This window comes from Pseudomonas sp. NBRC 111138 (assembly GCF_001320835.1).
Lineage (GTDB): Bacteria > Pseudomonadota > Gammaproteobacteria > Pseudomonadales > Pseudomonadaceae > Aquipseudomonas > Aquipseudomonas paracarnis.
In genome coordinates this window covers 60,081-82,942 of record NZ_BCBO01000097.1, presented here as the reverse complement: position 1 = coordinate 82,942, position 22,862 = coordinate 60,081, and the positions used below count along the sequence as shown (strand labels likewise).

The 22,862-nt window shown below is 61.1% G+C and carries 21 protein-coding genes; 15 read left to right on the top strand and 6 right to left on the bottom strand.

Features of this window, described 5'->3' with window-relative positions; translation table 11 throughout:
• The first annotated feature begins 58 nt into the window (after positions 1-58).
• Complete coding sequence (locus APH41_RS19050) at positions 59-571, top strand: glycine cleavage system protein R (RefSeq protein ID WP_054920731.1); 513 nt, start codon at positions 59-61, stop codon at positions 569-571.
• Between the two features lie 222 nt (positions 572-793).
• On the opposite strand, the gene rarD is transcribed toward APH41_RS19050, so the two are convergent.
• The 5 genes from rarD to APH41_RS19025 form a co-directional block, all read right to left on the bottom strand.
• Entirely contained in the window at positions 794-1,678 is an 885-nt protein-coding gene (gene rarD, locus APH41_RS19045) for an EamA family transporter RarD (protein WP_034128856.1), read from the bottom strand.
• A 183-nt stretch (positions 1,679-1,861) separates the two neighbouring features.
• Positions 1,862-2,836 (bottom strand): serine/threonine protein kinase, encoded by a 975-nt coding sequence (locus tag APH41_RS19040; RefSeq protein WP_034128855.1) that lies wholly within the window; start codon positions 2,834-2,836, stop codon positions 1,862-1,864.
• A 161-nt stretch (positions 2,837-2,997) separates the two neighbouring features.
• Positions 2,998-4,896, bottom strand: a complete 1,899-nt coding sequence (locus tag APH41_RS19035) for a PhoX family phosphatase (RefSeq protein ID WP_054920728.1) — start codon at positions 4,894-4,896, stop codon at positions 2,998-3,000.
• Between the two features lie 79 nt (positions 4,897-4,975).
• Positions 4,976-5,740 (bottom strand): TOBE domain-containing protein, encoded by a 765-nt coding sequence (locus APH41_RS19030; RefSeq protein WP_054920725.1) that lies wholly within the window; start codon positions 5,738-5,740, stop codon positions 4,976-4,978.
• 58 nt (positions 5,741-5,798) lie between these two features.
• Positions 5,799-6,536, bottom strand: coding sequence for a ComF family protein (locus APH41_RS19025; protein WP_054920722.1), 738 nt, complete (start codon positions 6,534-6,536; stop codon positions 5,799-5,801).
• Positions 6,537-6,628: 92 nt separating this feature from the next.
• On the opposite strand from APH41_RS19025, the gene bioB reads away from it, so the two are divergent.
• From bioB to APH41_RS18975, 10 genes are all read left to right on the top strand, one after another.
• Positions 6,629-7,684 (top strand): biotin synthase BioB, encoded by a 1,056-nt coding sequence (gene bioB, locus APH41_RS19020; RefSeq protein WP_014720209.1) that lies wholly within the window; start codon positions 6,629-6,631, stop codon positions 7,682-7,684.
• A gap of 146 nt (positions 7,685-7,830) precedes the next feature.
• Positions 7,831-9,012 (top strand): 8-amino-7-oxononanoate synthase, encoded by a 1,182-nt coding sequence (gene bioF / locus APH41_RS19015; RefSeq protein WP_054920719.1) that lies wholly within the window; start codon positions 7,831-7,833, stop codon positions 9,010-9,012.
• Positions 9,005-9,736, top strand: coding sequence for an alpha/beta fold hydrolase (locus APH41_RS19010; protein WP_054896778.1), 732 nt, complete (start codon positions 9,005-9,007; stop codon positions 9,734-9,736). Before bioF ends, APH41_RS19010 begins: the two co-directional genes overlap by 8 nt.
• Complete coding sequence (gene bioC, locus APH41_RS19005; protein WP_054920717.1) at positions 9,729-10,541, top strand: malonyl-ACP O-methyltransferase BioC; 813 nt, start codon at positions 9,729-9,731, stop codon at positions 10,539-10,541. The genes APH41_RS19010 and bioC overlap by 8 nt, the downstream gene beginning before the upstream one ends.
• On the top strand, positions 10,538-11,218 hold the full coding sequence (gene bioD, locus APH41_RS19000; protein ID WP_054920713.1) for a dethiobiotin synthase: 681 nt from the start codon (positions 10,538-10,540) through the stop codon (positions 11,216-11,218). The genes bioC and bioD overlap by 4 nt, the downstream gene beginning before the upstream one ends.
• Positions 11,219-11,324: 106 nt before the next feature.
• Entirely contained in the window at positions 11,325-11,606 is a 282-nt protein-coding gene (locus APH41_RS18995) for a hypothetical protein (protein WP_054896780.1), read from the top strand.
• Between the two features lie 322 nt (positions 11,607-11,928).
• Positions 11,929-13,734, top strand: coding sequence for a phenylacyl-CoA dehydrogenase (locus APH41_RS18990; protein WP_034128845.1), 1,806 nt, complete (start codon positions 11,929-11,931; stop codon positions 13,732-13,734).
• Between the two features lie 220 nt (positions 13,735-13,954).
• Positions 13,955-15,244: a diguanylate cyclase gene (locus tag APH41_RS18985; RefSeq protein WP_014720203.1), complete on the top strand. Its 1,290-nt coding sequence runs from the start codon at positions 13,955-13,957 to the stop codon at positions 15,242-15,244.
• Between the two features lie 90 nt (positions 15,245-15,334).
• Positions 15,335-17,104 (top strand): acyl-CoA dehydrogenase C-terminal domain-containing protein, encoded by a 1,770-nt coding sequence (locus tag APH41_RS18980; protein ID WP_054896782.1) that lies wholly within the window; start codon positions 15,335-15,337, stop codon positions 17,102-17,104.
• A 233-nt stretch (positions 17,105-17,337) separates the two neighbouring features.
• Complete coding sequence (locus tag APH41_RS18975; protein WP_054920711.1) at positions 17,338-19,116, top strand: acyl-CoA dehydrogenase C-terminal domain-containing protein; 1,779 nt, start codon at positions 17,338-17,340, stop codon at positions 19,114-19,116.
• A gap of 226 nt (positions 19,117-19,342) precedes the next feature.
• On the opposite strand, the gene APH41_RS18970 is transcribed toward APH41_RS18975, so the two are convergent.
• On the bottom strand, positions 19,343-20,242 hold the full coding sequence (locus APH41_RS18970; RefSeq protein ID WP_054920708.1) for a LysR family transcriptional regulator: 900 nt from the start codon (positions 20,240-20,242) through the stop codon (positions 19,343-19,345).
• Positions 20,243-20,451: 209 nt separating this feature from the next.
• On the opposite strand from APH41_RS18970, the gene APH41_RS18965 reads away from it, so the two are divergent.
• From APH41_RS18965 to APH41_RS28355, 4 genes are all read left to right on the top strand, one after another.
• Entirely contained in the window at positions 20,452-21,714 is a 1,263-nt protein-coding gene (locus APH41_RS18965; protein WP_054920706.1) for an aspartate aminotransferase family protein, read from the top strand.
• A 225-nt stretch (positions 21,715-21,939) separates the two neighbouring features.
• Entirely contained in the window at positions 21,940-22,305 is a 366-nt protein-coding gene (locus tag APH41_RS18960) for a type II toxin-antitoxin system RelE/ParE family toxin (RefSeq protein ID WP_014720198.1), read from the top strand.
• The gene (locus tag APH41_RS18955; RefSeq protein ID WP_014720197.1) at positions 22,289-22,606 is read left to right on the top strand and encodes a DNA-binding transcriptional regulator; all 318 of its coding nucleotides are present in this window, start codon (positions 22,289-22,291) and stop codon (positions 22,604-22,606) included. The genes APH41_RS18960 and APH41_RS18955 overlap by 17 nt, the downstream gene beginning before the upstream one ends.
• Positions 22,607-22,699: 93 nt before the next feature.
• On the top strand, positions 22,700-22,858 hold the full coding sequence (locus APH41_RS28355) for a YqaE/Pmp3 family membrane protein (RefSeq protein WP_003194776.1): 159 nt from the start codon (positions 22,700-22,702) through the stop codon (positions 22,856-22,858).
• Positions 22,859-22,862 lie beyond the last annotated feature (4 nt).

The following is a 22,862-nucleotide window of genomic DNA, read 5'->3' as shown; positions in this document are numbered from 1 at the left end:
CTTCTGGATATACGCGGCATGTCTATAATCGAGGATCAACCAACCGAGGGACTGCGCCATGGACCATCTTGTACTCACTATTATCGCCGCCGACAAACCCGGCCTGGTTGAACGCATCGCGCAGAACATTGCCAGTCATGGTGGTAACTGGCTGGAAAGCCGCATGGCGCACATGGCCGGGCAGTTTGCCGGGATCCTGCGGGTGAGCGTGCCGAGCGAGCAGCGACAGGCATTGGTGGGGGCATTGGAGGATTTATCCACCCATGGCATTCGCGTGTTGGTGGGTGAGGGCAGCAGCGGGCAGGCATCGGCGTCCAAGCCGATCCTGATGACCCTGGTGGGCAATGACCGCTCGGGCATCGTGCGTGAGATCACCGCGCTGCTGAGCCAGCAGGGCGTCAACCTGGAACGCCTGAGCACCGATGTGCGCCCGGCGCCCATGAGCGGTGATCCGCTGTTCAATGCCGAGGCGTTGTTGCAAGTGCCGGCCACGCTGTCGCTGGAAACCCTGCAAGAGGTTTTGGAAACCTTGGCCGATGATTTGATGGTGGAGTTGCGTCAGGAGGAATAACGATCCACAAGGTTATGCAGGGAAATCTTGCATGGGCCTGTGGATAACCTGTAGAGACCCGACGCCAGGCCACGCCCGCCGGCCTTCTGCGCAAGTTGAGCAAAAAACGAGCAGTTTCAAGGGCTTGTGCACAAATGGCGGGGATCAGGTTGTGGATAACCTTTGGGTGGAACGCTGCAAGCCACGAAAGCCGTGGCTTGCAGAGGTTTGTACGTTATTTGATCAGCGTTTGCGCACGGTCAGCCAGGCATCCAGGCTGTACACCACCAACCCGGCCCAGATGAAGGCGAAGGCGATCAGGGTGCTCGGCGCCAGGTGTTCACCGAACAACAGCACGGCTTCGAGCAACACTAGCGTCGGCGCCACATACTGCAAAAAGCCCAGGGCGGTGTAGGGCAAGTGCCGTGCAGCGGCGTTGAAGCACACCAGGGGAATCAGCGTCACAGGGCCTGCGGCCACCAGCCACCAGGCTTCGGAGGTGCTCCAGAACGCCAGTTGCGCGCTGTGGGCGGTCGGGTTGAACAGCAACCAGGCGACGGCAATGGGTACCAGCATCCAGGTTTCCACCACCAGGCCTGGCAGCGCTTTGACCGGCGCCTGCTTGCGGATCAAACCGTAGAAGCCGAACGTCAGCGCCAGCGCCAGCGACACCCACGGCAGGCTACCGACTTGCCACACCTGCTGCGCCACACCTACCGCTGCCAACCCCACCGCCACCCATTGCAAACGGCGCAGTCGCTCGCCGAGGATCAGCATGCCCAGCAGCACATTCACCAGCGGATTGATGTAGTAACCCAGGCTCGCTTCGAGCATGCGCCCGGTGTTCACCGACCACACATAGGTCAGCCAGTTAGCGGCGATCAACGAACCGCTGAGGGCCAGGATCGCCAGGCGCTTGGGGTTGTCGCGCAGTTCGCGAAACCAGCCGGGATGTTTCCACACCATCAGCAACAGCCCACCGAACAGTGCCGACCACAATACGCGGTGCACAATGATCTCGGCGGCGGGCACGCTGGCGATGGCTTTGAAGTAGAGCGGGAATAGACCCCAGATGACATAGGCGCTCAGGCCCAGGATGTACCCCTTGCGGGGGTTGGCGGCTTGCATTGCAGAATCCTTGCTCAGGCAGCTAACAAAGCGCAATTGTAAGGATATTTGTCAAACAACGCTCGTTCCCACGCTCTGCGTGGTAACGCCGCCTTGGACGCTCTGCGTCTGCTCTTAAATCGTGACGCGGAGCGTCACAGGATGCGCGCCCACGCAGAGCGTGGGCGCGATGATGGAACGCGTTCAGAAGAGTTTTAGCGGTTCTTCATTGAGCGCCGACAGTTGTTCACGCAACGCCAGCACCTGGTCGCCCCAATACCGCTCGCTGCCAAACCACGGAAAGCTATGGGGAAACGCCGGGTCGTCCCAGCGTCGTGCGAGCCAGGCACTGTAGTGCATCAGGCGCAGGGCGCGCAGCGGCTCGATCAGCGCCAGTTCGCGCGGGTCGAAGTCGTGGAATTCCTGATAGCCGTCCATCAGTTCCGAGAGCTGGCCGAGGCATTCCTGGCGGTCGCCAGCCAGCATCATCCACAGGTCTTGCACCGCCGGGCCCATGCGGCAGTCATCCAGGTCGACGATATGGAACATCTCGTCGCGGCACATCATGTTGCCGGGATGGCAGTCACCGTGCATGCGGATGTTCTTGTGCGGCGTGGCCTTGTAAACCTCTTCCACACGCTTGAGCAGGTCGCGGGCCACGGACTCGTAGGCCGGCAACAGGCTTTTGGGAATGAAGTTGCCTTCAAGCAAGGTGGTGAGGGAGTCGTGACCGAAATTCTTCACCCCCAGGGCTTCGCGGTGTTCGAACGGGCGGGTGGAGCCCACCGCGTGCAAACGCCCCAGCAGTTGCCCGAGCCGGTAAAGCTGATCGAGGTTGCCCGGCTCCGGCGCACGGCCGCCACGGCGCGGAAACAGGGTGAAGCGGAAACCTGCGTGTTCGAACAGGCTCTCGCCGTTGTGGATCAATGGGGCGACCACCGGTACATCGCACTCGGCCAGTTCGAAGGTGAAGCGGTGTTCTTCCAGGATCGCCTCGTTGGTCCAGCGCTGGGGGCGATAGAACTTGGCGATCAGCGGTTCGGCGTCTTCGATGCCCACTTGGTACACGCGGTTTTCGTAGCTGTTGAGCGCCAGAACCCGCGCGTCGCTGAGGAAACCGATGCTTTCGACGGCGTCGAGCACCAGGTCTGGGGTGAGTGTTTCAAACGGGTGGGCCATGCGAACTCCTGCGCGCAGCAGGGCGCCGCGTCCGGCCGGGTATGGTAACAGCATAGATAGGCGGTGGCTGTGCGGACGCCTTCGCAGGCAAGCCAGCTCCCACACTGGCATGTATTTACACATCGAGATGTGGGAGCTGGCTTGCCTGCGATAGCGGTCTATCAGGCGCCTACGATCCCGCCATCATCCCGCCGAATCGCCATCACCGACGACCGCGGTTTGCCATTGGGCAGGTGTTCCGGCCAGGTCGAGCCACCGGTTTCCCCTGGGTGCTGAATGCCCACGAACAATGTTTTCTGGTCCGGCGAAAAGCTGATCCCCGTCACTTCACACGCCACCGGCCCCACCATGAAGCGACGGATTTCTCCAGTGCTCGGGTCGGCGCACAGCATCTGGTTATTGCCCATGCCCGCAAAGTCGCCGGCGTTGCTGTAGTCGCCATCGGTCAGGATCCACAGGCGCCCGGCTTTGTCGAAGCCCAGGCCGTCGGGGCTGTTGAACATGTTTTGCGGGTTGATGTTGGACGAGCCGCCCTTGGGGTTGCCGGCATGCACGCCGGGGTTGCCGGCCACCACGAACAGGTCCCAGGTGAAGTCCGTGGCACCGTGGTTATCGGCGTCGGCTTTCCAGCGCAGGATCTGGCCGTAGACGTTCTTCTCCCGTGGGTTGGGGCCGCCTACCGGCTGGCCCTCTTCGCCGCGCTTGGCGTTGTTGGTCAGGGTGCAATAGACCTGGCCGTCGGTGGGGCTGACCACGATCCATTCCGGGCGGTCCATGCGTGTGGCTTTCACCACGCTGGCGGCCAGGCGCGCATGAATCAGCACCTCGGCCTGGTTGGCGAAACCGCTGCTGGCGTCGATGCCGTTTTTGCCATGGGTGAGTTCAACCCACTGGCCTTTGCCCTTGGGGTGGTCGGCATCACCGTCGCCCGCGTCGAAGATCGCCACGTACAAGGTGCCGTGGTCGAGCAGGTCTTTGTTGGCCTTAGGGTTGTTGTGGTTGATCTGATCGCGGCTGATGAACTTGTAGATGAATTCACCGCGTTCATCGTCGCCCATGTACACCACGGCGCGACCGTCACGGGTTTCGGCGAGGGCCGCGTTTTCGTGTTTGAAGCGCCCCAGGGCCGTGCGTTTGACTGGGGTGGATTGCGGATCGAACGGGTCGATTTCCACCACCCAACCATGGCGATTGAGTTCGTTGGGGTTCTTGGCCATGTCAAAGCGCGGGTCGTGCTGATGCCAGTTGATGTCTTTGCTGGCGGCCACCACGCCGTAGCGCTTCTGCCCTGCGTCGAAGGTTTGCTGCGGGTTGCTGCTGCCGAAGCAGTCGGTGAAGTTTTCTTCGCAGGTCAGGTAGGTGCCCCACGGCGTCTTGCCGTTGGCGCAGTTCTGGAACGTGCCGAGGACTTTTTTGCCGCTCTTGTCGGCGCCGGTTTTCAGCCAGTCATGGCCGGCGGCAGGGCCACTCAAACGAATCGGTGAATTGCCGTGGATGCGCCGGTTGTAGCGCGAATCCTGGACGAACTGCCAGGTGTCGCCCTTGCGGCGCACTTCGATCACCGACACGCCTTCGCTGGCCAGGGCCTTGCGCACGTCTTCGGTAGATTGTGGCGCGCCGCCGTGGGCGTAGAGGTAGCGATAGTTGGTGTATTCGTTGTTGATCGCCATCAGCGCGCGGTTGTCGTCGCCGGGGAATGGAAACAGGCTCATGCCGTCGTTGTTGTCGCCGAACTGTTGTTCCTGAGCCTTGGCGGTGCCATGGCCGGACGGGTCGAAAGCCGGGGCGTTGTTGTGCAGGGGCTGGCCCCAACTGATCAACACCGAAGCACTGTAGCCCGGTGGCAGGGTGATGGTGTCGCTGGTGGCGGCGGCGATGCTGGTGAACCCCAGCAACGGGCTGGCGGTAGCGGCATTCACGGCCAGGGCGCTGCGGCTCAGCAGGTTGCCGCCGAGAAACATCGCGGCGCCGCACAGGGCGCCTGCGCCGATAAAGCGACGGCGGGTCAGGCCCACCATCTGTTCAAGGTCGGTGGCATGGTTTTCTTCTAATAGGCTCATCACAGGCTCCTTAAGGTTTTTGCAGACACCTTAAGCAGCGCTTGTGACCGAATTGTTGCAGCTTGAAGACGCGCGCCCGTTACACCGGGGTGCCAAGCAATACATGGCTGGGTGCAAACTGCACGCGGATTGGCTGGCCCTGCGCTGCATTAATGGCCTTGAGTGCGACGGGCGGCGCCAGCGCGCACAACACTTGGCCGTTGGCTAGCGCAATACGCACCTCGCTGGGGCCGTCTTCGGCGGCGAGAATGGTCTCGATCCTGCCTTCCAGGCAATTGTGTCCAAGTGTTTCAGCTTGTTCGTCCGCCAGTAATTCAAGCCACCCGGCCTTGATCAGGGCCACTACTTCCACACCGGTCTGCAGTTCCAGGCGCAGGGTGCTGTCGTGGGTGATCTGTGCGTCGAGGTGCAGGCCGCCGGCCAATTGCAGGCGGATCATGTCGTTGTGGCCATGGCTCTCTATGGCGCTGACCTGGCCGTGCAATTGGTTGCGCGCGCTGGTGCGCAGCATCAAGCGGCCCAGCAGGTTGAAGTCGCTGGCCGCTTCGTCCGAGCCAAGGATCTCGGCCTGAAGCAGTTGCAGGCGCTGATAGAGGCGCAGCACCCGTTCCCCTTCCTGAGTCAGTTTGGCGCCGCCACCGCCCTTGCCACCGACGCTGCGTTGCACCAGCGGTTTTTGCGCCAGGTTGTTCAGTTCATCAATGGCGTCCCAGGCGGCCTTGTAACTCAACCCGGCACTCTTGGCCGCACGGGTGATGGAGCCCTGCTCGGCGATATGTCCCAGCAAGGCAATACGCTGGGGGCGGCGGATGATGTGTTGGCTGAGAGGGCTGGGCACAGACATGGCAGATACGCTTGGGTGAGATGCGCCGACGTTGCCGCGCTGGCGCAGGGGAGTCAAGTCAGCTGCCGGGTTTGGGCGTACGGGCCAGGCAATACACATCCACCTGGCGCGCGCCGGCGTTTATCAACAAGCGCGCCAGGCTGTGGGCCGTGGCGCCGGTGGTGAGGACGTCGTCTACCAGCGCCAGATGTTGCCCGGCAACCTGGATGCCGGGGGCCAGTGCGAAGGCGTTGAGCAGGTTGCGTTTGCGGGTCTTGGCATCGAGGTCTTGCTGCGCCACGGTTTCATGGGGGCGTAAGAGCGCGTGGTCATCAAAGGGAATGTCGAGGGCGTGATTGAGCCAGCGGGCCAGCATCAACGCTTGATTAAAGCCGCGTTCGCGCAGGCGTTTGCGCGCCATGGGCACCGGTAGCAGGCAGTCGGGGCGCTCCAGTTCGGCGTTATCGAAGCGATGCTGCAAGTGCTGCCCCAGCAGACGCGCCATCAAGTGCCCCAGCGGCCAACGCGCCTGATGCTTGAAGCGGCTGATCAGGGTGTCCACGGGAAAACTGTAGGTCCATGGCGCGACCACCTGGTGAAAGGCCGGTGGCTGTTTTTGGCACTGGCCGCAGAGCAGTCCGTCCATGGGTAAGGGCAGTGCGCAGCGTTCGCACTGTTCCATCAGCCATGGCAATTCTGTTTCGCAGGCGCTGCACAGGGGCTCGTCTGATTCGATGCACTCATCGCAGATCAAACAGGTCTGTATGCTTTTTAACCAGATGTAAACTTGGTGTTTGTGCTCAGGTTGACAGTGCATGAATCTTCCTTAAATATGCCGAGCATCCGTGTCGTGCCTGTGGGTATTGCCTTTCCCGCAGCGCTTGCCAAAGCATAATCAAGGAATCGCCCATGAGCGCCAGCACCTCTGCCACCCTGCGTCACGATTGGTCTTTAGCTGAAGTCAAAGCCCTGTTCGTGCAGCCCTTCAACGACCTGTTGTTCCAGGCGCAGACCGTGCACCGCGCGCATTTCGACGCCAACCGCGTGCAAGTGTCGACGCTGCTGTCGATCAAGACCGGCGCCTGCCCGGAAGATTGCAAATATTGTCCGCAGTCGGGCCACTACAACACTGGCCTGGAAAAAGAGAAGCTGATGGAGGTGCAGAAGGTCCTCGAAGAGGCCGCACGTGCCAAGGCCATCGGCTCGACGCGTTTCTGCATGGGCGCGGCATGGAAACATCCGTCGGCCAAAGACATGCCCTATGTGCTGGAAATGGTCAAAGGCGTGAAGGCCATGGGCCTGGAAACCTGCATGACTCTCGGTCGCCTTGACCAGGACCAGACCGAAGCCCTGGCCCAGGCCGGCCTGGACTACTACAACCACAACCTCGACACCTCGCCGGAGTTCTACGGCTCGATCATCACCACCCGCACCTACAGCGAGCGCCTGCAAACCCTGGCGTACGTGCGTGACTCGGGGATGAAGATCTGTTCGGGCGGCATCCTTGGCATGGGCGAGTCTCTCGACGACCGCGCCAACTTGCTAATCCAGTTGGCCAACCTGCCGGAGCATCCGGAGTCGGTGCCGATCAACATGCTGGTGAAAGTGGCGGGCACGCCGTTGGAAAACGCCGATGACATCGACCCCTTCGATTTCATCCGCATGCTGGCGGTGGCGCGCATCCTGATGCCGCAGTCCCACGTGCGCCTGTCGGCTGGCCGCGAAGCCATGAATGAGCAGATGCAGGCCCTGGCCTTTTTTGCCGGCGCCAACTCGATCTTCTACGGCGACAAACTGCTGACCACCGCCAACCCCCAGGCGGACAAGGATATGCAACTGTTCGCACGCTTGGGCATCCTGCCCGAAGCCCGTGAAGAGCATGCCGATGAAGTGCATCAGGCGGCGATCGAGCAGGCGTTGGTGGAGCAAAAGAGCAGCGAGCAGTTCTACAACGCTGTGGTGTAACCACCTTTGGAATGCATTCCAGTGTGGGAGCTGGCTTGCCTGCGATGGCGGCGGCACTTTCAGTATTGAAGTGTCAGAAGGACCGCTATCGCAGGCAAGCCAGCTCCCCCATCGGATTGAGTTGAACCTGTTAAATCGAGGCCAGCATGTCTTTCGATCTCGCCGCGCGCCTCGCTGCCCGCCGTGCCGACCATCTTTACCGCCAGCGCCCCTTGCTGCAGAGCCCCCAAGGCCCGCACGTGGTGGTGGACGGGCAACCGTTGTTGGCCTTCTGCAATAACGATTACCTCGGCCTGGCCAATCACCCGCAAGTGATCGAAGCCTGGCGCGCCGGTGCGTCCCGCTGGGGCGTGGGCGGTGGCGCTTCGCACTTGGTGGTGGGCCACGCCACACCGCACCATGAGCTGGAAGAAGCCCTGGCTGATTTGACCGGTCGCCCGCGTGCCTTGCTGTTCACCACTGGCTACATGGCCAACCTCGGCGCGGTCACGGCGCTGGTGGGGCAGGGCGATACGGTACTGGAAGACCGGCTTAACCACGCGTCCTTGCTGGATGCCGGTTTGCTGTCCGGTGCGCGTTTCAACCGCTATCTGCATAACGACGCGGGCAGCCTGGCCAAGCGCCTGGAGAAAGCCACCGGCAATACCTTGGTGGTCACCGACGGTGTGTTCAGCATGGACGGCGACCTCGCCGACCTGCCCGCGCTGGCCCGTGAAATCAAGGCCAAAGGTGCCTGGCTAATGGTGGATGACGCCCATGGCTTCGGCCCGCTGGGCGCCAACGGCGGCGGCATCGTCGAGCATTTCGGCTTGAGCCAGGAGGACGTGCCCGTGCTGGTTGGCACCTTGGGCAAAGCGTTCGGCACCGCCGGGGCCTTCGTGGCCGGCAGTGAGGACTTGATCGAGAGCCTGATCCAATTCGCACGCCCGTATATCTACACCACCAGCCAACCACCGGCACTGGCCTGCGCCACCCTCAAAAGCCTGGAACTGCTGCGCAGCGAACATTGGCGACGCGAGCACCTCAACGCGTTGATCCGCCAGTTCCGTCGCGGCGCCGAGCAGATAGGCCTGGCGTTGATGGACAGCTTTACGCCGATCCAACCGATCCTGATTGGCGACAGCGCCCGGGCACTGCGCCTCTCGCAGATGCTGCGCGAGCGCGGCCTGATGGTGACTGCCATTCGCCCACCGACCGTGCCCGCCGGCAGTGCCCGTCTACGGGTGACATTGACGGCGGCCCACAGCGAAGCGCAGGTGCAGCTATTGTTAGACGAGTTGCAAGCGTGTTTTCGCTTGTTAGACGCCTCGGAGCCCGGCTATGCGTAATCGACTGATCCTGCTACCGGGCTGGGGCCTGGGTGTGTCACCGCTGGAACCGTTGGCCGCTGCGTTGCACGGCCTGAACGAGCACTTGCAGGTACAGATCGAACCCTTGCCGGCGCTGCAGGCCAGCGAACTCGGTGAATGGCTCGATGAGCTCGATGCGACGCTGCCGGACAATGCCTGGCTCGGGGGCTGGTCGCTGGGCGGCATGCTCGCGTCCGAGTTGGCGGCACGCCGTGGCGAGCGGTGCTGTGGCTTGCTGACTCTGGCGAGCAACCCGTGTTTCGTCGCCCATGACGGCTGGCCCCATGGGATGCCTACGGAAACCTTCGACGCATTTCTGGCCGGCTGCCATGCCGATTCCCAGGTCACGCTCAAGCGCTTTGGGCTGTTGTGCGCCAAGGGTGCCGAAGACCCGCGCGGCTTGTCGCGGTTGTTGGTCAGCGGTGCGCCGAATACCTCCCCCAGCGTCTTGATGCCCGGCCTGGAGTTGCTGGCCCAACTGGACACGCGGGCGGCCTTGCAGGCGTTTCGTGGGCCGCAGTTGCACCTGTTTGCCGGCCTGGATGGGCTGGTGCCTGCCGAAGCCGCCAGTGACCTGCTGGCCTTGCTCCCCGATGTAGAAATCGGCCTGATTGAACAGGCCGGTCACGCGTTTCTTCTGGAAGACCCTCACGGAGTTGCCGGGGCCATCCAGGCTTTTTTGCATGAGTGTGTCGATGACTGACCTATCCCATCCGCCCTTGCCAGGGGGCTTGCCGGACAAGCGCCAGGTCGCGGCCTCGTTCTCCCGTGCGGCGGCCAGTTACGACAGCGTGGCCGAGTTGCAGCGTGTGGTCGGCCATGAACTGCTCAGCCGTTTGCCTCACGGCCTGGCGCCACAGCGTTGGCTGGACATGGGCTGCGGCACGGGCTACTTCAGCCGCGTACTGGGCGAGCGTTTGCCCGGCAGCCAAGGTGTGGCATTGGATATTGCCGAGGGCATGCTCAACCACGCGCGTCCACTGGGTGGCGCTGCGCACTTTATAGCCGGCGATGCAGAACGCTTGCCGCTTGCAGCTGACAGCTTCGAGCTGTTCTTCTCCAGCCTCGCGGTACAGTGGTGTGCCCATTTTGATGCGGTGCTCAGCGAAGCCCGGCGCGTGCTGCGACCAGGTGGTGTGCTGGCCTTTGCCAGCCTGTGCGTAGGCACCCTGGATGAGTTGCGCGAGAGTTGGCGGGCGGCGGATGGCCTGGTCCACGTCAATAGCTTCCGCACCTTCGAGGCTTATCAGCAACGGTGTGCGGCCAGTGGTTTGCGCGTGATCAGCCTGGAGCGAAAGCCCCACGTATTGCATTACCCGGATGTGCGCAGCCTGACCCATGAACTCAAGGCACTGGGCGCCCATAACCTCAACCCAGGCCGCCCGGGAGGATTGACGGGCCGTGCGCGGATTGTCGCGCTGGTAGAGGCCTACGAGCAGTTCCGCCAGGCCCAGGGCCTGCCCGCCACGTACCAGGTGGTGTATGCCGTACTGGAGAAACCGTTATGAGCGCCGCTTACTTCATCACCGGTACAGACACCGATGTTGGCAAGACCACCATCGCCGCCGGCCTGTTGCATGCGGCCAGGCTTTCCGGCAAAAGCACGGCCGCCGGAAAGCCGGTGGCGTCGGGCTGCCAACTGACGGCCGAGGGCCTGCGCAATGCCGATGCGTTGGCGTTGCTGGCCGAGTGTTCCATACCGCTCAGTTATACCGAGGTCAACCCGGTGGCCTTCGAGCCAGCTATCGCGCCGCATCTGGCAGCGCGCGAGGCGGGCGTCGGGCTCACGGTGCAATCGCTGCTCAAGCCGATGCAGCAGATCCTGGCACGGGGCGCGGACTTCACCTTGATCGAAGGGGCAGGCGGTTGGCGCGTGCCCTTGGCCGACCAGGCCAACCTGTCGGACCTGGCCATGGCGCTCAAACTGCCGGTGATCCTGGTGGTAGGCGTGCGCCTTGGGTGCATCAGCCACGCGTTGCTCACCGCCGAAGCCATCGCACGGGATGGCTTGCCGCTGGCGGGCTGGGTGGCAAATATCATCGACCCCAAGACCTCTCGTCTGGAAGAAAACCTCGCCACCCTGGCTGAGCGCCTGCCCGCGCCTTGCCTGGGGCGAGTGCCGAAACTCAAGCACGCCGGGGCTGGCGCGGTGGCCGAGTACTTGGAACTGGACCTGCTTGACTGATTTTGGCTATCGCTAAGGCAATATGCCATTAGTGTTTTTGACGGGCCTTTTGCCAGGATCTCTGGTTCAATCGGGCTTCACGATTCTCTAAAGGCAGGCTTACGCCATGGAAATCTCTGGAAGCAGCGCGTTTTATTCGGGCCTGAGCAGCATTCAGACCGGGCAGAACCGTGTCGACCAGGCGGCCGGCAAGATTGCCAGCGCCGCGACCACCCAGCCATCGGCCGCGCAAAGCGACCGTCTGCAAGCCAATGACCGCGCCCAAGCGTCCAATTCGGCAAGCAACATGGTGGAAATGGCCCAGGGCAAGTTTCAAATCGAGCTGGGGGCGAAAGTCGCCAAGGCTTCGGACGAAATGCTCGGTACGTTGATCGATACCTACGCTTAACTTCTCTATCGCACGCCCGCTTCTCTCTGTGGGAGCTGGCTTGCCTGCGATAGCATCAACGCGTACTGCCTGATACACCATGGCGCCTGCATCGCAGGCAAGCCAGCTCCCACAGTCGTACTGCGACATTCTGCTCTTCCTTAAATCCATGAGGCATCCTGCCAGGCCTCGCCGTGCCTGGCTGACCTGCGTCAAGACAAACGGCATCTGGCCGACGCTTGACAACCCTGGGTCGTAAACGTATGTTTCAAACACCTGTTTGACCGCCATAAAAAATCCATGCGGTTGTTCATCCCAGCTACATCAGCAGAGGTTTATCGCTATGCCTGACTACAAGGCCCCCTTGCGTGATATTCGCTTCGTTCGTGACGAACTGCTCGGTTATGAAGCGCACTATCAGAGCCTGCCGGCTTGCCAGGACGCTACCCCGGACATGGTCGACGCCATCCTCGAAGAAGGCGCCAAGTTCTGTGAGCAAGTACTGGCACCGTTGAACCGCGTGGGCGACATCGAAGGGTGTACCTGGAGTGAGTCAGGCGTTAAAACCCCTGCGGGCTTCAAAGAAGCCTACAAACAATTCGTCGAAGGCGGCTGGCCAAGCCTGGCCCACGACGTGGAGCACGGTGGCCAAGGCCTGCCGGAATCCCTGGGCCTGGCCGTGAGCGAAATGGTCGGCGAAGCCAACTGGTCGTGGGGCATGTACCCTGGCCTGTCCCATGGCGCGATGAACACTATTTCCGAACACGGCACCCCCGAGCAGCAAGAGGCTTACCTGACCAAACTGGTGTCGGGCGAATGGACCGGCACCATGTGCCTGACCGAGCCACACTGCGGCACCGACCTGGGCATGCTGCGCACCAAGGCCGAGCCTCAGGCTGACGGCTCCTACAAAGTCTCCGGTACCAAGATCTTCATCTCGGCCGGCGAGCACGACATGGCCGACAACATCGTCCACATCGTACTGGCCCGCCTGCCGGATGCACCGGCCGGCACCAAAGGCATCTCGCTGTTTATCGTGCCCAAGTTCCTGCCTAACGCTGATGGCTCGGTGGGTGAGCGCAACGCGGTCACCTGTGGTTCCCTGGAACACAAAATGGGTATCCACGGCAACGCCACCTGCGTGATGAACTTTGACGCGGCCACCGGTTTCCTGATCGGCCCGGCGAACAAAGGCCTGAACTGCATGTTCACCTTCATGAACACCGCTCGCCTGGGCACCGCGCTGCAAGGCCTGGCTCACGCCGAGATCGGTTTCCAGGGCGGCTTGAAATATGCGCGTGATCGCCTGCAAATGCGCTCGTTGACCGGCCCGAAAGCGCCGGACAAAGCCGCTGACCCGATCATCGTGCACCCTGACGTACGCCGCATGTTGCTGACCATGAAAGCCTTCGCCGAAGGTAACCGTGCGATGGTGTACTTCACCGCCAAGCAAGTGGACATCGTCAAGTACGGCACCGACGACGAAGCCAAGAAACAGGCAGATGCCCTACTGGCCTTCATGACCCCGATCGCCAAGGCATTCATGACCGAAGTCGGTTTTGAATCGGCCAACCACGGCGTGCAGATCTACGGTGGCCACGGCTTTATCGCTGAGTGGGGCATGGAGCAGAACGTTCGCGACAGCCGCATTTCTATGCTGTACGAAGGCACCACCGGCATCCAGGCGCTGGACCTGCTCGGCCGTAAAGTGCTGATGACCCAAGGCGAAGCGCTCAAGGGCTTCACCAAGATCGTGCACAAGTTCTGCCAGGCCAACGAAGGTAACGACGCGGTTAAAGAGTTCGTTGCACCGCTGGCGGCACTGAACAAAGAGTGGGGCGAGTTGACCATGAAGGTCGGCATGGCCGCGATGAAAGACCGTGAAGAAGTCGGTGCTGCCTCGGTGGACTACCTGATGTACTCCGGCTACGCCTGCCTGGCTTACTTCTGGGCCGACATGGCACGCCTGGCCGCCGAGAAACTGGCCGCCGGCACCAGCGAAGAGGCGTTCTACACCGCCAAGTTGCAGACTGCGCGCTTCTACTTCCAGCGCATCCTGCCGCGTACCCGCACCCACGTGGCAACCATGCTGTCGGGCGCCAACAACCTGATGGACATGAAAGAAGAAGATTTCGGCCTGGCTTACTAAGCCTTACCAGGTTCTTCTAGAAACCGCCGCCTCCCTCGGGATGCGGCGGTTTTTTTGCATTTGTGTGGGAGCGCGTCTAAAAAACCGCAGTCCTGCACTCAGGGATTATGATGAGCTGCCGTTACAGTGATGGCAATGTGATACATGCTCGGTCGGTTGTGCTTAACTGATCGCTTGGCGGCACAGTGCCATTATTCGTTAGCGGGTCGGAGCTTTACCCTTGTCACGCGTGTCCGCTGTACGTTTCAGCCATTTTCTCCCTTCGCTGCTGCTGTTGCTGGCCGGGCTCTCGGCTGCGTACGTCAAGGACCTCAGCGTCTTCTTCACCTCGCTGTTCAACGTGCTGCCCACCCTGGTGCTGTTGCTCGGCGGCGCCTATTGCGCGGTGTATCGACGCCAGCGTGAGCTGTTCCTGATGGTCACGGTGTACGTCGCCTATTTCCTGCTGGATACCCAGACCGACTTCTACCGGGACAATGGCCGCGTGCGTGAAGACGCTGCCGTGGTGTTCCACCTGTGCTGCCTGCTGTTGCCCTTGCTGTTCAGCATTTATGCGCTGTGGCAGGAAAAGACCCATCTGTTCCGCGACTTCGTCGCCCGCTGTGCGGTGCTGCTGGCGGTGGGCAGTGTGGCGCTGGCCCTGGAGCAGAGTTTTCCCCAGGCCTTGCTGGGCTGGTTGGCGGAGATCCGTTGGCCGATGCTGCATGGCGCCTGGATGAGCCTGATCCAACTTTCCTACCCGATGTTCCTGATCGGCTTTCTCACCCTGGCCGCCCAATACTGGTACCAGCCGCGGCCGCTGCACGCGGCACAACTGGTGGGGTTGCTGGGCATGTTCTGGATGTTGCCGCAAACCTTCATCCTGCCGTTCACCCTCAACATCATGTGCAGCCAGGTGATGCTGATGATCGCTGCGGGGGTGGCGCACGAGGCGTATCAAATGGCGTTTCGTGATGAGCTCACCGGCTTGCCGGGGCGACGTGCCCTCAACGAGCGTATGCAGCGGCTAGGTCGCAACTATGTGCTGGCGATGAGCGACGTCGATCACTTCAAACGTTTCAATGACACCCACGGCCACGATGTGGGCGACCAGGTGCTGCGCCTGGTGGCGAGCAAGCTGTCCAAGGTCAATGGCGGCGGGCGGGCCTATCGTTACGGCGGTGAAGAGTTTGCCGTGGTGTTTGCCGGCAAGACCCTGGATGAGTGCATGCCGCACCTGGAGGAGATCCGCGAGATCATCGCCAGCTACGACATCAAGTTGCGCAACCCGGACCGCCCCCAGGACGATCATCAAGGCCGCCAGCGCCGTGCCGGCAGCGGCGCGTCCAGCGTGTCGGTGACGGTAAGCATCGGTGTGGCCGAGCGCCAGGCCGAACAACGCAGCCCCGACGAGGTGCTCAAATCCGCCGACCAGGCGCTTTACACCGCCAAGGGTGCGGGGCGTAATTGTGTGGTCGCCGCCGGGCAAACCCGCCGTGGCGCGGTGCGCATGGAGAGCGCTGCCGGTTGAGTAATGGCGGTGTATTCAGCAGCGCTACAGTGATTGTCCACGGCCACGGCCGGCAGTAGGTTAACCCTATCTGCTGCCGGAGACATTGCCATGCCTGAGTACAAAGCTCCCTTGCGCGACATGCGCTTTCTGATCGACACCGTATTCGATTTCCACGGCCACTACGCTGACCTGGGCGCCACGGATGCCAGCCCGGACATGGTCAGTGCGATCCTCGAAGAAGGCGCCAGGTTCTGCGAAAACGTACTCGCGCCGCTCAATCGCAGCGGCGATGAAGAGGGCTGCCATTTCGATAATGGCGTGGTGACCACTCCCAAAGGCTTCAAGCAAGCCTTTGCCCAGTATGTGGAAGGCGGCTGGCACGGCGTGGCGGCAGACCCGGCCTACGGTGGCCAGGGCCTGCCCCATTCCCTCGGCCTGGTGTTAAGCGAGATGATCGGCTCCAGCAACACCTCCTGGGGCATGTACCCGGGCCTGACCCACGGTGCGATGTCGGCCATCCACGCCCACGGCACCGACGAACAGAAAGCCACTTACCTGAGCAAGCTCACCGCTGGCGAATGGACCGGCACCATGTGCCTGACCGAAGCCCACTGCGGCACCGATCTGGGCTTGATCAAGACCCGCGCCGTGCCGCAGGCGGACGGCAGTTACGCGGTCACCGGCAGCAAGATCTTCATCTCGGCCGGCGAGCACGACATGAGCGCCAATATCATCCACCTGGTGCTGGCCAAGCTGCCGGACGCGCCGGCGGGTACCAAGGGCATCTCGTTGTTTATCGTGCCCAAGTTCCATGCCGACTCCGGCGAGCGCAATGCGGTGCACTGCGGCTCCATCGAACACAAGATGGGCATCAAGGCCTCGGCCACCTGCGTGTTGAACTTCGATGGCGCCAAAGGCTATTTGATTGGCGAGGCGAACAAGGGCCTGAACTGCATGTTCACCATGATGAACCACGCCCGCCTGGGCACGGGAATGCAGGGCCTGTGCAACGGTGAAGCGAGCTTCCAGGGCGCGATCAAGTACGCCAACGACCGCTTGCAGATGCGCTCGCTGACCGGTGCCAAGGCGCCGGAGAAAGCCGCTGACCCGATCATCGTGCACGCCGATGTACGCCGCATGCTGCTGACCATGAAGGCTTTCAACGAGGGCAACCGCGCGTTGACCTATTTCACCGCGCAACTGCTCGATACCGCGCACCTTGGCAGCGACGCTGGCCAACGCCAGGAAGCCGAGGACCTGTTGGCCTTCCTCACGCCGATCTGTAAAGCCTTCATGACCGAAACCGGCCTGGAGGTGACCAACCACGGCATGCAGGTATTCGGTGGTCATGGCTATATTCGCGAGTGGGGCATGGAGCAACTGGCCCGTGACGCACGGATTGCGCCGATCTATGAAGGCACCAACGGCATCCAGGCCCTGGACCTGCTCGGGCGCAAGGTGCTGGGCAGCCAGGGCAAGTTGCTGCGTGGGTTTACCAAAATTGTGCATAAGTTCTGCGCGGCCAATGCCGAGCATGCGCAACTCAAGGCCCATGTGGCGCAACTCAATGAACTGAACCAGCAATGGGGCGAACTGACCTTGAAGGTCGGCACGGCGGCGATGAAAAACCCTGATGAAGTGGGCGCGGCGGCCATGGATTACCTGATGTACAGCGGTTACATCATCCTCGCCTACCTGTGGTTGCGCATGGCGATCGCGGCGCACGGCCAGGACGACCAAGAGTTTGCCCAGGCGAAGCTTGCGACCTGCGACTTTTATTTCAAGCGCTTGTTGCCGCGTACGGCCATGCACCGTGCTGCGGTAGAGGCAGGGAGCGAATGCCTGATGAGTCTCCCAGCTGACGCTTTCTCCCTGTAGGAGCGAGCTTGCTCGCGAAGAACGTCAACGATAACGCGTGCTTGCTGAATGAACGCGGCGCCTGTGAGTTTTTCGCGAGCAAGCTCGCTCCTACAGGAAAGCTTCCTTGTGTGACTGGTAAATACTTAATGGTCACGAACGGACCCTATGTGTCTGAAAAGTTGTTCGGGTACACTCGACGTCTGTAAAACCGATCCTATCGAATTACTTTTCACGTTCTCACGAGGTTTGCCATGGCTGATTACAAAGCGCCGTTGCGTGATATGCGCTTCGTCCTCAACGAAGTGTTTGAGGTCGCTGATACTTGGGCCCAGTTACCGGCATTGGCAGACAGCGTTGACGCCGAAACCGTCGAAGCGATCCTGGAAGAGGCCGGCAAAGTCACCGCCAAATCCATTGCCCCGCTCAGCCGCGGCGGCGATGAGCAAGGCTGCCACTGGGCGGACGGCGCCGTGACGACTCCCGACGGTTTTCCCCAGGCCTACAGCACCTACGCCGAAGGCGGCTGGGTAGGCGTGGGCGGCGACCCGACCTACGGCGGCATGGGCATGCCCAAGGCGGTGTCGGCGCAGGTTGAAGAGATGATCAACTCGTCGAGCCTGGCTTTCGGCCTGTACCCGATGTTGACCTCCGGTGCCTGTGTATCGATCAACACCCACGCCGGTGAAGAACTCAAGGCCACCTACCTGCCGAAGATGTATTCGGGTGAGTGGGCCGGTTCCATGTGCCTGACGGAAGCCCATGCCGGTACAGACCTGGGGATGATCCGCACCAAGGCCGAGCCTCAGGCGGACGGCTCCTACAAGGTCAGCGGCACCAAGATCTTCATCACCGGTGGCGAGCACGACCTCACCGAAAACATCATCCACCTGGTGCTGGCCAAACTGCCGGACGCACCGGCCGGGCCCAAGGGCATCTCGCTGTTCCTGGTGCCGAAGTTCCTGGTAAATGCCGATGGCAGCCTGGGCGCGCGTAACCCGGTGAACTGCGGCTCCATTGAACACAAGATGGGCATCCAGGCCTCCGCCACCTGTGTGATGAACTTCGACGAAGCCGTGGGTTACCTGGTCGGTGAGCCCAACCGTGGCTTGGCTGCGATGTTCACCATGATGAACTATGAGCGCCTGGGCGTCGGTATCCAGGGCTTGGCTTCTGGCGAGCGGTCCTATCAGAACGCGATTGAATATGCCCGTGACCGTCTGCAGAGCCGTTCCCCGCTAGGCGCACAGGCCAAGGACAAGCCGGCAGACCCGATCATCGTGCATCCGGATGTCCGTCGTATGTTGCTGACCATGAAGGCGGCGAACGAAGGCGGCCGGGCGTTTTCCACCTACGTGGCGACGCAGTTGGACATCGCCAAGTTCAGCGACGATGCGCAGGCGCGCGAGCGTGCCGATAACCTGGTGGCGTTGTTGACGCCAGTTGCCAAGGCGTTCCTCACCGACCTGGGCCTGGAAACCACCGTACTCGGCCAGCAGGTGTTTGGTGGTCACGGTTACATCCGCGAGTGGGGCCAGGAGCAATTGGTGCGTGACGTGCGCATCACCCAGATCTACGAAGGTACCAACGGCATTCAGGCCCTGGATCTGATGGGGCGCAAGATCGTCGGCAGCGGCGGTGCGTTCTATACCTTGTTCGCCGATGAGATCCGCCAGTTCATCGCCGCATCGGGCCCTGAGTTGGCCGAGTTCACCAAGCCGCTGGGTGTGGCAGTAGGTAACCTGGATGAGCTGACGGCCTGGGTGCTGGACCGCGCCAAGAGCAATCCTAATGAAATCGGCGCAGCCTCGGTGGAATACCTGCATGCGTTCGGCTACATGGCCTATGCCTATATGTGGGCGCGCATGGCCAAGGCGGCGTTAGGCAAGGAGGGCGAAGAGGATTTCTACGCCAGCAAACTGGGGACTGCGCGTTTCTACTTTGCCCGCCTGTTGCCGCGTATCCACTCGTTGAGTGCATCGGTAAAAGCCGGTAGCGAATCACTGTTCCTGATGGATGAAGCCCTGTTTTAAGGGGGAAGAGGGCGTGTAAGCATTCTCTTACATGACGTGCTGCTAATCGTCCTCTATCGCCACATTGGATCCACGGCTAATCTACTTCACATGGACGTCGCGCAGGAAGCGCAAAGCAACAACACGGACACGTAGGATTCTGCCAGGACGGCGGAGTGAAATGGATGTCAGGGAAACAGTCTGCAAAGCCCCGCTTCGGCGGGGTTTTCTTTTGCCCGCGAAAAAGTCAGGCGGTTGCCGGCGGGGCATTCATCACGTCTTCCAGCAGGGTACGCAGCAACGCCACCGTCGCCTGCTGGCGTTGCACATCGCGGCATACCAATCCTACTTTCAGCGGTACCCTGGGCTCGCTCAAGGGTTTCCACAGCAGTGCCTTGCTGTTGTGTTCGTCCTGGGAGCGCCCAGGCAGCACCGTCGCCAAGCGAGTGTGAGGCAGGCTGTCGAGAATGCCCACCATGGTATTGAGCTCCGCCTGCACTTGCGGGCGCCGCCCGAGGTTGGACAGTTGGCCTTGCCAGATCTGCCGAACCTGAAACTCTTCCCCCAGCAGCAACATCGGTAATTCGGCGGCTTGTTTGAGCGAGACTTTCTTGAACTCGCGCAACGGATGATTTTCGGGTATCACCACCTTCAGCTCGTCTTCATACAGCAACACGCCGTGCAGGCCCGGCTGACGGGGGGGCAGGTAGCTGATGCCAATATCGAGTGAGCCATTGAGCAACCGCCGCTCAATCTCAAGCCCGGTCAGCTCGTAGATCTGCACCACCAGATGGGGCTGGGCCTTGCGCACGCGCTCAAGCATCTGCGGCACCAGGCTGGTGTGCACGGTTTGCAGCACGCCGATGGCCAGGGTGCGCATGGCCTGGCCCTTGAAGTTGCGCAGTGCCTCCACGGCTTGCTGCATCCCATCAATGAGCGGCAACGCGTGGTTGTATAAAGTGTGCGCCGCCAGCGTTGGCAGCAGACGCTTGCTGCTACGTTCGAACAGACTTACATCAAGGTTCTGTTCCAGTTGGCGAACCTGTTGCGACAGCGCTGGCTGGGAGATCGACAGACGCTCCGCGGCACGGCCTACATGGCCTTCCTCATACACCGCGACGAAATAACGCAGTTGCTTGAAATCCATAAGGTTTGCTTATCGAAAAAGCTGGAAAATCGAAATGGCCGCTGGCCCCCGAGGCGCCTAGTCTAGCGCCTATTCGCAGGGCTTACAGGGCCGGATCGGACAATGAACAGCGTTTTTGTTGATAGCGTTTACATAGGCAAGGCAAAAAATCTGAAGGCCTTATTGGCAGGCGGCATCGACCAAGGTCAGGTTGCCAACGGAGGTGAAGTGTGAACTTGTTCCGTCGCTTCGCGCCGAGTCTGGATGACCTGCTTGTGCATGCCCCGCGTGCAGAGGTTTCCAGCCAGTGCCTGATGCCCACTGTGGCGCGCCCGCCCCAGGTGTTTGTGCAGGGGCAGGGCTCCTGGCTTTCGGACGCTGACGACCGCGCCTATCTGGATTTCAGTCAAGGCGGCGGCGCCAACAGCCTGGGCCACAGTCCTCAGGCCGTGCGCGACGCCATTGCCGAACAGATGCACACCGTGCTCAACCCTGGCCTGGGTTTGCACAACCGCGCGCAACTGGATCTTGTCGATCGTCTGTGCCACCACACCTGCAGCGACCAGGCCTATTTGCTCAACAGCGGTGCCGAAGCCTGTGAAGCGGCCATCAAGTTGGCACGCAAGTGGGGCCAACTGCATCGCGGTGGCGCTTACCACATCATCACCGTAAACAATGGCTGTCATGGGCGGAGCCTGGGGGCGATGTCGGCGTCGGCTGTGGCCTGCGAAAACCGATTCGAACCGCAGTTGCCAGGTTTCAGCCAAGTGCCGTTTAACGATCTGCCGGCCCTGCATGCAGCGGTCGATGCGCAGACCGTCGCCATCATGCTGGAGCCGATACAAAGCGGCGGCGGTGTCCTCCCTGCGACAGAACATTACCTCAAGGGCGTCGAACGCCTGTGTCGTGAGCTGGGGATCCTGCTGATCTTCGACGAAGTGCAAACCGGTATCGGCCGCTGCGGCAGCTTGCTCGCCGAGCAGCAATACGGCGTGCGCGCCGACATCATTGCCCTGGGCAAAGGCCTGGGCGGCGGCGTGCCCCTGGCGGCGTTGCTGGCGCGTGGCACTGCCTGTTGCTTCGAACCGGGCGAGCTGGACGGTACACATCATGGCAATGCACTGATGGCATCTGCGGGTATCGCAGTACTCGACGCTCTATTGGAGAACGGCTTTCTCGAGCACCTACGTGAATCGGGCTTGTACCTGGCAGAAGGCCTTGCCCGCCTGGCCTACCGTTACGGCCATGGCCCCTTGCGCGGCAACGGGCTGCTTTGGGGCCTGACACTGTCGGACGATTGCGCCGCTGCAGTGGTCAAGGCCGCGCTGCACGAAGGCTTGATTCTCACTGCCGCGCAACCTGACTGCCTGCGCTTTACCCCTGCGCTGAACATCAGCAAAACCCATATCGACGAAATGCTTCTTCGGCTTGCCCGCGCCTTTTCTCGGGTGCGTACCGCTCAAGTGCAATGCCGCAAGGGCATCGCGGTGTGACCCCAGTTTCCTGAACCGTCTCGCGGCATACGCGGCGCCTCCAGCCTGATTCTTTTGGTTGGGGGCGTTTTTTTGTCTGCGTAATTTCTGGTGTGAAAACGTTGATTGAGCCTCCCTGGGAACAGTGGTTTCTTAGCGGACGTCGGCAAGGACCGCCGATGGGGCACAGCGTGCTCGACTTTTAATCTATACCACTGGGTGGTATGTTTTTGTGAAGGGACCTCCATGAAGCTCAGGTTGTTTAAAACACGGCGATTTGCCGAGGCGGCCAACAAAGCCTGGATCTGCGATTCGGAGTTGAGGGAGGCGTTTGGCGAAATGCTGAGGGGGCAGGCAGATAATCTGGGCGGTGGTGTCTGGAAAAAACGCCTCAACCAAAATCGACATCGTTCAATCATATTGGCCAAGGGTAGGCACTATTGGGTTTATCAGTTGCTGTTCGCGAAGAAGGATCAAGGCAACATTACGCAGAGCGAACTTGTTTGGTTTCGATCACTGGCCAAAACTTATGAAAGGTTAAACGAAGCACAGATTCAGCAAATGCTGGATCTCAAGGAGTTTGTGGAGATACATCATGACCAAGAAGTATAAAAGCGAGGCGTTTGAGTCCATTCACCAGTCAGCCAAGGCACTTCATGCTGTCGGCGCCATCAGCAAAACCACTCTGCGAGAATATGATGAGGCGTGCTTATCCATGCCAGATCAAATCCCTGCCGAACAGATCAAGCAACTACGTGAAAGCAGCCATGTCAGCCAACCTGTGTTCGCCCGCTACCTGAACACCAGCGCGTCCACGGTCAAAAAATGGGAGTCGGGAGAGAAGCGGCCCAGTGGCATGGCGCTCAAGTTATTGAGTATCGTGCAAAAACATGGCCTGCAGATTCTGGCCTGAGATGGCCCAATGCCAGAATCCACTGAACCCTCACGAACCGCCAAGGTCGATTAGCTACACGGCTCACACGAGCCGATTTTCTGGAGCTGACCCATGGACATCATTCGTATCATCATCGCCATTCTGCTGCCGCCATTGGGTGTGTTCCTGCAAGTAGGTTTCGGCGGTGCATTCTGGCTGAATATCCTGCTGACCCTGTGCGGTTACTTCCCTGGCATCATCCACGCGGTGTACATCATCGCCAAGCGTTGAGGCC